Consider the following 12,141-nt stretch of genomic DNA (forward strand, 5'->3'; position numbering starts at 1 on the left):
GTGGCCCATTCCTTGGGTGTCAACAATATTTTGTAGTTTTTGCTTGACTTTCGGTTCTGCAAACCGATATAAGCACATCTCTGATATGGTCCACTCAACACTCAAACTATTTGAAGTCAACGCGATTAAAATATCGCAGGCCCCGGTGGGAATTGAACCCACTAGTACGGCCATGCAACGGCCGCCGTCTAAGCATTTGACTTCGGGGCCCGCAATCCCGGCTGGGGGGCTTTCGCCCTCCAGCCCACTTATTCCTTCCCAGTCCGATTTGGACACGTCAGCTTCTCCGTTTCCGGAGAGCAGCAAACGCGCGCTTCAGGGGAAGCCGTAGTCGCTTCGTGGCTAGTAGATCAACCGGCCTAACGACTTTTCTTGCGGTCAGGAGCTTGGGTCAGCACTGACCCGGCAAGCTTTTTCGCCGCTTTCGAACTCGTCTTCCCTTTTAGCACTTTGCCAGCAAGTGATGCTAGCTTCTTTGAAGACTTCTCATTCTTAGCCATATTCTCTCACCTCCTTTCGCTCATTCAAAGTAGGTTTAGAGGTCAACTGCTAACAGTTAGCAGTGCGAGTACCCGCATCCGTGGCACTTAGTGCATCCCTCACCGAAATCGAGCACCCCGCCGCACTCCGGACATTTCAACTTGTAATCGTTGCGATGCGAGGCCACCTGAACAGCCGGCTCAGCGAGTCGCCCGGCGGTAATGGTCACATCGGCGTCGTGTTTGTCGCCGCCGTTGCCGTTTCCGTTCTTCGGCGATGCGCCGGCATCCGCATTTGAAGGATCGACTTCGCCCAGGAGCAGGGCCCGCAGGCCGAATCGCTCCTTGGCCTTGGTGTACTTCTTGAGCCCTTGGGCCAGGCCGTCGCCGAGCGACATGATCCGGCCATCGCGCGTCGGGATCTGCATCGACGAGCCGATGCCCGATAGCTGCTTAATGACGTAAGACAATCGCCCACCGGCACGCAGCCACAGGCTGATCATCCGGCAGATGGCCTCCAGATCGCTGGTGGCGATGTCGCCGCCCTTGCCAAGCTGAGCAAAAACTTCCAACTCACGCTCGGCCTGCGGGTCCACGGTGATCTGAATGTGCATGTTGCCGAACGGCGTCTGCTGTCGAACGCGAATGCCGCTGGTGATGGAGGGCAGCTCGCGCGGCTCAAGCGAGGGCGAGGTCTTCTTAACCTCGGTGATTCGCTCGCCGAAGAGATTCCGCTCGGTGGTGATTCGCATTCGCTCGCCCTCGGCCTTGCGCTCGATGACTTCACGATCCAGGCTCGGCGCGACGGCAGCCGAAGGGCTCCCGGCGGCCTTGGCCTTCATCTCCTCATGCTTCTTCTCCGAGTCGGCCAGCGCCATCGGCTGACTGGAGCGGCATCCATCTCGATACACGGTGACCCCCTTGCATCTCAGGCTGTAGGCCATCCTGTAAATCCCGTCCACGTCGGCCGGGCCGGCTTCGCTCGGGAAGTTGATGGTCTTGCTGATCGAGGAGTCGCAGTGCTTCTGGAAAGCTGCCTGCATCTTAATATGCCATTCCGGCGAGATGTCGTGGGCGCACACGAAGACGGCTCGTACGTCCTCCGGAATGTCATCAATATGAGCGAGGGTGCCTTCCTTGGCGATCTGTTCCATCAGTCCCTCGCTGTAGAATCCCCGCTCTCGAGCCACGTGAACAAACGTCTCGTTGCTCTCGATCATCGGGGTCTTGCCTTCTTCCTGCCCCTTTAAGACGTTGCGGAAGAAGGCAAGGCTGAACATCGGCTCCACGCCGCCGGAACAATCCGCGATAATGCTGATGGTTCCGGTCGGAGCGACCGTTGTCGCACAACTGTTGCGCATCGGGCGATGATGCTGCGTGTCCCACGCGCTGTTGGTCCAGTTCGGGAAGCTGCCGCGCTCCAGGGCCAGCTTCTCCGAGTAATTGTGGGATTCATCATTGAGAAACTTCATGAAGCGCTCGCCCCATGACACGCCGGCGTCGGAGTTATAAGGCACGCCGAGCTTATAGAGCGCATCGGCGAAGCCCATGACGCCCAGGCCGATCTTGCGATTGGCCTTACAGACGTCGTCGATCTGCGGCAGCGGGTAGTTATTGGCGTCGATCACGTTATCAAGAAAACGAACCGACTCGTGAATCGCCGTCCGCAAGGCGTCCCAGTCAACTTCCGCGTCCGCCGTACAGGCATCCTTCACGAACAAGCCGAGATTGATACTGCCGAGGTTGCACGCTTCGTAGGGAAGCAGCGGCTGCTCGCCGCAGGGGTTCGTCGCTTCCATCCGGCCGACGTGCGGCGTCGGATTCGCCTCGTTGATGCGGTCCATGAAAACCACGCCCGGCTCGCCCGTCTGCCACGCGTGTTTGATGATGATGTCCCAGATATCCTGCCGCGTGTAAACCGGCGTCAGGCCGTCGTATTTCTCCGTCGGAATCAGATCCTTGACCGAATAGTCCGCGATGCGCACGGACTTGGGGACGTAAAACTCGAGATTGTTGCGGGGGTTTCGAGTGAGGTGCGGTGAATGGGGGTCCTTCAGGAAGGCGTCCATCCATTCGTCGGTCATCTTCACCGAGATGTTGTAATTCGTGAACTGGGTTAGGTCCTGCTTGGCGTGCAGGAACTTGATGATGTCCGGGTGGTGGACGTACATCATGCCCATGTTCGCGCCCCGGCGAAACGCGCCCTGTTGAATCGCGTTCGTCGCCTCGCTGAAGGCTCGCCAGAAGGAGATCGGCCCGCTGGTCGTGCCGCCGCTTGACTTGATGTAGTCGCCCGTGGGACGAAGGGCGTCAAAGGCGAAGCCCGTTCCGCCGCCCGCCTTCTGAATCAATGCCGTATGCTTGATCGAATCAAAGATCCCGTCGATTGAATCGGGAACCGGCAGGACAAAGCATGCGCTCAACATGCCCATCGAGCGGCCCGCATTCATCAGGGTCGGGCTGTTGGGCATGAACTTGCGTGACGCCATGAGATTCTTGAATCGCGCCTTCCACTCGCTGCGACAAGACTCGTTACCGCCGTAAGTCAGTTCGACGTCGGCCATGACCCGCGCGACCCGCTCAAAGAGGTCGTCCGGCTGCTCCGTGCATTCCCCGGACTCGTTCTTCTCCAGATAGCGCGCGCGCAAAACCCGCAGGGCATTTTCGGTCAGGCCGAACTCACCATAGCGAGCCGAGGGTGCGACATCCTTGTCGCCGACCTTCATTCGATCCGTCGAAAGATTCACCATACTTGTCACCCGGTTCCCGATATGGGCCGCGGCTTTCCGCCGCCGGCCGCGCCTGATCAATCGATTGCGACCGTCGCCACGAACGGCCGCCACCGATTGAGTTTGATTCCATCTGACCGAGGTCGAACTCCAACGAGAGCAACGCGAAGCGGCGGGCTCCCCTACGGGTAGGCCACATCTGGTCCCGCTTCGCTGCAGGCTCGATAATCAACTTCGGATTGCCCTCTACGATTGCTTGAGGACAATCCGTTTAATACCCCAATATGTAGGGGGTGTCAACGAAATCTTATCAAAATATTGTAGTATTCCTAAGGTTTGAAGGCATTTCGGTTTATGGAGTGAATCTGCAAACTGCCCATATTATTGACCACTTCGATTACAACTTGTCGCTCCTACGCGGACTTAGAGTCGCACCCCACTCGACAGGTCCGAAAAAACCTCCCTACCAGTTTACTTAACCCAACAATTCACTGGCGGATTCGTCGCCCCCAGGTAGCGCGCGAATGCCTTGACCGTTCGCGACTGGATTCACTCGTGGGCCGATTGGGCCGTCAGAATGGCGCCCGTCAGCCCTCGCGCTAACCCGGGAAGCCGCGATTTCACCGCGCAAACGGTCGCCATTTCACGGCTAAGACCCAGGCGTCCCGCCGCTAAGCCAACGAAGATTTAGGGACTTGCAATTAAATCGGTCGGGCTGATTTCGTAACATCGAAGCAACTGGTTTTCGGAAGGGAATACTCCCTAAACTGGGTAACCCGCTTCGCATCAGTGAGATCCAAACCTTTCCGAACTGGAGAATACCCGCCTCCTCGTCAGTTCTCGCGGCGTTAACCTCGAAAACATCGACGGCTTTGAGAATCCGCCGGTCTTCCGCGGTTCGCCGGCGTTGGTCAATCTCCAGCTCACCGCGCCCTACGGCCGCAGCGGAGAGCTCACATCACTCCGTGCGTTTTCCACCGGCGCCGCCTTGCAGCACATGCCCAGGACGCTCGTCCGCAATACTGACCCATCGGCCGGGCCGCATGAGTCGTTTGATTCCTGACGTGAGCTGGTTATCCAATCAGGCCGGACTTGCATTGATTGCGCCCGCAGCGCTTGGCTTCATAGAGGAGCTTGTCGGATTGCGCAATCAGCGTTTCTGCGGTCAGCGTTTCCGTCGGCATGGACGTAGCAGCCAGGCCGATGCTCACCGTCGGCGAATACGATCCTGAGGCGACGCTGATTGAGATTCCGCTGATCGCGATGCGGAGCCGTTCCGCCAGAGACGCGGCTGCCGGCAGTTCGCTCTCCGCGGCGATCACGGCGAATTCCTCACCGCCATATCGAGCTGCGTAGTCACACTTTCGGACCGTCTCCTTCAAAACCCGGCCCACCTGCTTCAGGACTTCGTCTCCGATCTGGTGCCCGTACCCGTCATTCACCTGTTTGAAGTGATCCAGGTCGAGCATCAGCAGCGCGAGCGGGCGGCCGTGCCGGCGCGATCGCTCCACTTCCGCGGCGAGCCTCGCGTCGAACCCTTTTCGATTGGTCAATCCGGTCAGGCCGTCGGTGATCGCCTGGCTTTCCAGTTTCTTCGCTTGCTTGACCAATTCCTGACGCTCCAGACCGCCGGCCACGTTCAACTGCTCCGCGAGATCGCGCGCCTGATCCTCGATCACCTCTGGATCGGGCAGTTCATCCAGCGAGATACCCAACATGCCGGCAGTTTGCCGAAATTGATCTTCAATCACGGAAATCTCAATCACTTGCTGCGGCCGATTACCCTCGAAGCCCTTCGACAATCCGCAGAGTACGTCCGCGATCTTCTTGGCGTGGAGAACGGCTTCGGCGATCTGCCTGGCCTCGGCGGTCGGGGCTGCCGCCGGATTCAACTGATACCGCACGGAATCTACAAGCAGGGCAGGCAACTTCCACTGGCCCAGAAGCTCTGCGCCGATCTCAATGTGAGATTCCCCGAGGACCGCCTTCTCCTCGTCGATCCCATCCGCCATGAGATTGGGCAGTCTTGCCAGAACGCCGTCATACTCCTCGGGCATCGCCGTCACAAACGCGAGCCTGCCGATTCGCGCAAGCAACCCGGCGGTAAACGCCTCATCCGCCCGCGCCGGACAGCCGACCGCCATGATCCCGCGGGCAGCCGTGGCGATGGCCGTCGCATGCGCCCAGAAGACGTCATAATTAAAGTGAGGGCATTTGGGCTGGTGGCTCTTTCGTACAAGTGAGAATCCCAGCGCCGTCACTTTGACGCTGCGGATACCCAGCATCGTGACCGCCTGCTGAACGCTGGTGATTTCACTCCGCGGACCCACCATGGGAGAGTTGGCGTACTTGAGCAGGCGCGCCGACATGGCCGGATCCGTCAGAATTAAATCCGAGATTTGTTTGACGGTGACATCCGGCGACTCGGCCAGCTCAAGTATCTTCAGTGCCGTGGTCGACGGGCTCGGCAGACGTTGAGTCCGGGCAAGTTGAGCGTACAACGAAGATTTCAAGAAAGGAGCCTCCATCTCATCGCGGCGGCTCCGCTATGAGGGAAGGCACAACCGTCGATGGCTCTAAACAAGCTTGGCGCGAGACCCTGTCGTGACCAACACCGGATTAAAGACCCGGCTTGTCACGAATTTGGGATTTATCTAGAAAGTATCGGCACCATCAGCGGCGTTGTAAATGAGATTTGGAACCAATTGAGCGAAAATGAGAGTGGCGATTTTTTCCTCACTCGAACGACTGATTCTTCCGAGTGAGGCTGTCCCTTGAGCGCAATTTGCGCAGGTATCGTAATGTCGCAATTTGAGATCAATCCACGGTGTAAGACGGCCTTTTCGTGCTTGCATGGTCGTCGACGTTGACTAATCGAATTCGAGGACGCCCTTGCCGAGGTCGTAAATCAGCCCGACCAGCAGCAGTCCGAAAAAGATTGCCATCTCGACAAAGAGAAAGTTCAGAAGCGGAAGGTCACCGGCCGAGTGGGCGCTCATGAAGTTCACCGCCCACGGATACAGAAAAATAAGCTCCACGTCGAACAGCAGAAACAGCATCGCGACGAGGTAGAACCGAACGTTGAACCTCCGTCGCGCATCGCCGACGGTCGGCATGCCCGATTCGTACGTCGCGTCCTTCCTGTCGCCGGTGCGCTTGGCCTTCGGGATCAGGTGAGTCAGCAACATGATCACGGTCGAGACGACCATCGTGAAAACGACCAGCACCACGATCGGGCCATAGCCGAGATCGGACGCAGCCATCATCAAATCACAGTTTCCAGCCATAACGGCATCCTAATCAGGATTCGATGGATGAGGAAGGGCGCCGTGACCGCCCGGCCCGGCCGCCGCTTCCGCCTGATCGGTGGCCCCTGCCTTTGACAACGAAGCCACCCACTGGGATGCTGTTGGGCGTTGTGGACTGCGTCCGCACACTTGGGGTATCGGCCCGATGCTTGGTCGTGACATTCCGATTGTTCGGGGGCTTTCCGCGATAGACGCTGGGATGATGCGTTGAGCAAGCGGCGCCCATTTTCGATCCTGCCTCAACCGGACGGCACCACATGCGGACCGACCTGTCTGCACGCCGTCTACCAACATTACGGTGACAGGCTCTCCCTTGACCGCGTCATCCGCGAGGTGCCCGCGCTGAAGCAGGGCGGCACGCTGGCTGTCTTCCTCGCCTGCCACGCGCTTCGGCGTGGATATCACGCCAGGATTTACACATTTAACCTGAAAGTGTTCGATCCGTCGTGGTTCGACGGACGTCAGCGCGTCGATCTCCGCGCCAAGCTGGTCGCCCAGGCGAAGCAGAAACACTCACCCAAGCTTCGCAGGGCGACGAAGGGGTATCTCGAATTCCTGGATCTCGGCGGCGAAATCCACTTCGAAGACATCAGCAGGTCGCTGATTCGCGATGCGCTGGTCCATGACCGACCAATCCTGACCGGGCTCAGTGCCACCTATCTCTATCGCATGCCCCGCGAGCACGGAGAGACAGGGCGGGAGGACGATATTCGCGGTGTGCCCTGCGGGCACTTTGTCGTCTTATGCAGCTACAACCGCAAGAAGCGGGAAGTTTTGGTGGCCGACCCGCTCGATCCGAATCCGCTGGCCAAAGGCCACGTTTATTCAATCGGGGTTGACCGCGCGATCGGGGCGATCCTGCTCGGCGTGCTCACCTATGATGCAAACATGTTGATCATTGAACCGCGAAAGATCGTTCGGGGTCGCAAGGCGGCGAAATAATGGCGCACGTCATTGTCGTTGAGAATCCGAAGCGCTGGCCGCTGCACGTCCCGGGCGCGCCGGTTGTTGCCGCCAAGTCGTACTTGACCGACATGCACTACAGCGACATTCGGAATCTGAAGGTCTACAACCTGTGTCGATCCTATCGATACCAGAGTGTCGGCTACTACGTTTCGCTCCTGGCGATGGCCCGGGGCCACAAGCCGCTGCCCAGCATCACCACCATTCAGGACATGAAGACCCTGACGATCACGCGCATCGTCGCCGAAGACCTTGAGGCCATGATTCGTAAGAGTCTGCGGTCGATCAAGTCCGCGACGTTCACGCTCAGCATCTACTTCGGTCGAAACACCGCAAAGACCTATGACGAGCTGAGCCAGCGCCTCTTTCGATTGTTCGAAGCCCCGCTCCTCCGCGCCGAGTTCCGGCATGAGGACGATCAGTGGGCCCTGCACTCCATCCGCCCGATCGCCGCCAGCGACATCCCCGAGTCGCACCAGCCGTTCGCCGTCGAGGCCGCGACGGAATACTTCGCGCGGAGTCGCTCGCCCGCGCGACGGCGTCAGCCGACGCTTTACGATCTGGCCATTCTTCACGACCCCGCCGAGCAGCATCAGCCCTCGAATCGGGGCGCGCTTCGCAAGTTCTACGCGGCGGCGCGGCGACTGCGCATGGGCGTGGAGTTCATCGACCGCGACGACTACGGACGCATCGCCGAGTTCAACGCCCTTTTCATTCGCGAAACCACCGCCGTCAATCACCATACTTATCGCTTCGCCCGTCGGGCCATTGCTGAAGGACTGGTGGTGATCGACGACCCGGAGTCGATCGCCAAGTGCAGCAACAAGGTGTACCTCGCCGAGTTGATGAATCGATACGACGTGCCGATTCCCAAGACCCTCATCATCCATCGCGACAATCGGGAGCTGATCCGCGTGGCCATGCGTCTGCCCTGCATCCTCAAGCAGCCCGACAGCTCGTTCTCGCAGGGCGTCATGAAGGCAGAGACCGAGGCTGAAGTCGAGGAGATCGTCGATCGCCTCCTGGAGAAGTCCGACCTCATCATTGCACAGGAATTCCTCAAGACCGACATGGACTGGCGCATCGGCGTGCTGGATCGCAAGCCGCTCTTCGCCTGCAAATACTTCATGGTCAAAGAGCACTGGCAAATCGCCCAGACCCAGGGCGCCGAGACGCGCTTTGGAAGCGTCGAGGCCGTGCCGCTCGAAGACGTGCCGCCCGCCGTCGTTGACACGGCCCTTCGCGCCGCCCGGCCGATCGGCGACGGGCTGTACGGCGTCGATCTCAAGGTGGTCGGCAACCGCGTGTTTGTCATGGAGGTCAACGACAACCCCAACATCGACGCGGGCCAGGAGGACAAGTATCTCGGCAACGAGTTGTACGACCGGGTCATGGGTTCCATTCTGGCGCGGCTCAAGGCCAAGACCAACGGCGAGGGCCGCAAGTCGTCATGAGCGGGCCCCATCACCTGTTTCAGCGCTTCGGCGTCGAGCTGGAGTACATGATCGTCGATCAGGCGAGCCTCGACGTTCGTCCGATCAGCGACAAAGTGCTGGCGGCGCAGGCGGGGGAGATCACCGGCGATGTCGACTTCGGCGACTTGAGCTGGTCCAACGAGCTTGTCCTGCATGTCATCGAGCTGAAGACCGGAGAGCCGGTTTCGTCTTTCGATCGGCTGGCGGATTCGTTTCAGTCGGGCGTGGGACGGATCAACGACATACTTGCGCCGATGGGTGGGCGGCTGATGCCCACGTCGATGCATCCGTGGATGGACCCCCATAAGGAGATGCGCCTCTGGCCGCACGACTACGGCGAGGTGTACGCGGCGTTCGATCGCATCTTCGATTGTCGCGGACATGGGTGGGCGAATCTTCAGTCGGTGCACCTGAATCTGCCGTTTTGCGGGGACGAGGAATTTGGCAGGTTGCACGCGGCGATTCGATTGCTGCTGCCAATCCTCCCGGCGCTGGCGGCGAGTTCTCCGTTTATGGATGGAATGCCCGGCGGTTTCGCCGATGCGCGGCTCAACACCTACAAGTCGAACTGCAAGCGAATACCGTCCATCACCGGCCGGGTGATTCCGGAACCCGTATTCACGATGCAGGCTTATCGGGATCAGATTCTGCAACGAATCTATCGCGACCTCGCGCCGCACGACGCGGAGGGGCTGCTTCAGGATGAATGGGCCAACGCACGCGGGGCGATTCCGCGTTTTGACCGCGACACGATCGAGATTCGCGTGCTGGACATTCAGGAGTGTCCAGCCGCCGACATCGCCGTGCTGAGTCTGATCTGCTCGGCGCTGGAGGCGTTGGCGGGCGAGCGATGGTCGGACGTCGGGCATCAACAGTCTTTCTCGGTCGATGCCCTGGAGCCGATTCTGACGGCGACCATCCGCGAGGGCGATCGGGCCGCCATCACCGACGGCGAATATCTGCGATCGCTCGGCATGGGCGACCAGTCCGTCACGGCCCGCGAGGTCTGGTGTCACTTGCGCGAAGCCTGTTTGCCGCACACGGGGCAAATCGCGGGTGCGACAGCGCCGCTCGATGTGATTCTCGGCGAGGGCAATCTGTCGAGCCGGATCGTTCGGGCGGTCGGCGGCGACTTTCGCCGGCAGCGGCTGGCCGAGGTGTATGCGGAGCTTTGCGACTGCCTGGCGAAGGGCCGGATGCTGCGTGCGTAAGTTTGACTGCATCATCTTTACCTGCGAGCACGGCGGCCATCGCGTGCCGGCGGCGTATCAGTCTCTCTTCGCCGGGCGGGGGCGGCTCTTGCAATCGCACCGGGGATACGATCCCGGCGCGCTTGAACTTGCGCGAGGGCTTTCTCGAAACGTTCGTGCGCCGCTGATTTTCTCCGATGTGACGCGGCTTTTGGTTGAGTTGAATCGCTCCCCGGACAGCGACGATTTTTTTTCGGCCATCACCCGATCCGCCTCGCAAGCGCAGAAGGGTCGCATCGTCAGCGACCACTACCTTCCCTACCGGAGAAAAGTCGAGCGACGCATCGCAGGCTGGCTTGATGGCGGCCGGCGCGTGCTTCACCTTTCGATCCACTCCTTCACGCCGGTCTTTCGCGGGCGACGGCGAGACCTCGACATCGGTCTGCTCTACGACCCCGCCCGAAAGTTGGAGGCGGCGTTCTGCAGGGCCTGGCGCAAGGGCCTCGTGAAGTGTGACCCGTCGCTCACTGTCCGGGCGAACCAACCCTATCGCGGCACCGCCGATGGATTCACGACGTACCTGCGCACGCTCTCCGGGGCGGCCGCGCGTTATGCCGGCATCGAATTGGAGGTCAACCAGCGATTCTGCCGGGGCAGCGCAAAGCGATGGCGGACCCTTCAATCGAATATCGCCCAAGGATTGGCGCAGGCACTTGTGGCGGTTTCGTGATCGCATTCGAGATTTCACGCGGAGTTCAGTTAAGATATTCGCTGGTTCGGGAGAAAGGCCCGAGACGGCTCGCGGGCATTGTCTAAAATCTGAAGGAGACAGCAGATGCTTCTTGGCTCTCGTGTTGCCGCATTGAGGCTGCGGCTTGTCGCCATTCTCGCCGCGGCGGTTTGTTTGACCGGCTGCGACGTCCTCAATCTCATCAGCTTTTCCAACTCGCCGCCGGGCACCACGACGACCCTTGTCCTGGTGCGCCATGCCGAGCGCGATCCCGGTCTCGACCCGCCCTTGAACGCCGAAGGCCAGAACCGCGCCCAGGTCCTGAAGGACGTTCTCTCGGAGCGCGGGGTCAACGCCATCTTCGCCCCGGAGCTCATCCGCAACATGCAGACCGCCGAGCCACTGGCCCAGACGCTGGGCATCACCGTCAAGCCCTGGATCGTCGCCAACTACGTCAACACCGCCGCCTTCGCCGACGCCGTGGTCGACGACATACTCGCGAATCACGCCGGGCAGACAGTTCTCTTCGTCGGGAACATCGGCTCGACCAGCCTCGGGACGACCGGCATCAACGAGGAGCTTTACAAGCGCCTGGGCGGGACGGGCCGGCCGCCGAATCGCTATCAGGACATGTACATCGCCGTCATTCCGGATTCGGGAGAGGTTCGCTGGATCAAGACGATTTACGGTTCAGAGAGCAGCCTCGACACGCCGCTGTAGCGCGGACCAGTGGTTTGAAGTGCGGCATCGCGGGCCGACAAATCCATCCGCGCGCCCTTGTTTTGAATGGGCCAGGGGCCGCAAAGGGCTCAATTTCGAAGGTGACATAAGGTGACACAGCCGAATTTTTTCGCTTGCAACTCTCGTGGCGGGCATGGGTTGGGGCGGTTCGTGTTTTGGGCGGTTTGGGGGGAAACGTCGAAAAGTCGAAACGTCGAAATTTTGAGCGGCGGCGGGGTTGCGTGGGGGCATTCGAGAGGGTCCAGGTGAATGCAGAAGCGGCGGTACTGATTGCGTCGGCGATGGGTGTTGATTGCGTTTGGGAGTCCGGATTTTCTGGTACCGCTTGCTGACGCGCGCGGCTCGGATCGGGGGGCGGCGGCGTTCGCGTAAGTCGTGCAAAAGCGAAGGTGACATAAGGTGACACAAGGGCTTTGGGAATTGTGCCAACGCTTGTGGCGGGCGTGGGTTGGGGCAGTGCGCGTTTCAGGTGGTTTTTGGTGAAACACCGGTCCGGCGGCGTGACAGTCAGAACTCCCGGTGGGCC

At 60.0% G+C, this 12,141-nt stretch carries 8 protein-coding genes and 1 tRNA gene; 5 read left to right on the plus strand and 4 right to left on the minus strand.

Features of this window, described 5'->3' with window-relative positions; genetic code table 11:
• Window positions 1-137: 137 nt before the first annotated feature.
• From HS101_11930 to HS101_11945, 4 genes are all read right to left on the minus strand, one after another.
• Window positions 138-210, minus strand: a tRNA-Ala gene (locus HS101_11930).
• Window positions 211-556: 346 nt separating this feature from the next.
• Window positions 557-3,229, minus strand: coding sequence for a vitamin B12-dependent ribonucleotide reductase (locus HS101_11935; protein ID MBE7506972.1), 2,673 nt, complete (start codon window positions 3,227-3,229; stop codon window positions 557-559).
• Window positions 3,230-4,281: 1,052 nt separating this feature from the next.
• Entirely contained in the window at window positions 4,282-5,721 is a 1,440-nt protein-coding gene (locus HS101_11940; protein ID MBE7506973.1) for a GGDEF domain-containing protein, read from the minus strand.
• Window positions 5,722-6,078: 357 nt separating this feature from the next.
• Complete coding sequence (locus tag HS101_11945; protein ID MBE7506974.1) at window positions 6,079-6,495, minus strand: NADH-quinone oxidoreductase subunit A; 417 nt, start codon at window positions 6,493-6,495, stop codon at window positions 6,079-6,081.
• A 228-nt stretch (window positions 6,496-6,723) separates the two neighbouring features.
• Here HS101_11945 and HS101_11950 point away from each other — a divergent pair, with 228 nt between their 5' ends.
• The 5 genes from HS101_11950 (at window position 6,724) to HS101_11970 (ending at window position 11,594) form a co-directional block, all read left to right on the plus strand.
• The gene (locus HS101_11950; protein MBE7506975.1) at window positions 6,724-7,458 is read left to right on the plus strand and encodes a hypothetical protein; all 735 of its coding nucleotides are present in this window, start codon (window positions 6,724-6,726) and stop codon (window positions 7,456-7,458) included.
• Window positions 7,458-8,933, plus strand: a complete 1,476-nt coding sequence (locus HS101_11955) for a RimK family protein (GenBank protein MBE7506976.1) — start codon at window positions 7,458-7,460, stop codon at window positions 8,931-8,933. Before HS101_11950 ends, HS101_11955 begins: the two co-directional genes overlap by 1 nt.
• Window positions 8,930-10,165, plus strand: a complete 1,236-nt coding sequence (locus HS101_11960) for a glutamate--cysteine ligase (GenBank protein ID MBE7506977.1) — start codon at window positions 8,930-8,932, stop codon at window positions 10,163-10,165. The genes HS101_11955 and HS101_11960 overlap by 4 nt, the downstream gene beginning before the upstream one ends.
• Entirely contained in the window at window positions 10,116-10,874 is a 759-nt protein-coding gene (locus HS101_11965; GenBank protein ID MBE7506978.1) for an N-formylglutamate amidohydrolase, read from the plus strand. Before HS101_11960 ends, HS101_11965 begins: the two co-directional genes overlap by 50 nt.
• A 105-nt stretch (window positions 10,875-10,979) precedes the next feature.
• The gene (locus HS101_11970; protein ID MBE7506979.1) at window positions 10,980-11,594 is read left to right on the plus strand and encodes a histidine phosphatase family protein; all 615 of its coding nucleotides are present in this window, start codon (window positions 10,980-10,982) and stop codon (window positions 11,592-11,594) included.
• Window positions 11,595-12,141: the final 547 nt, after the last annotated feature.

This window comes from Planctomycetia bacterium (assembly GCA_015075745.1).
Taxonomy (GTDB): domain Bacteria; phylum Planctomycetota; class Phycisphaerae; order UBA1845; family UTPLA1; genus UTPLA1.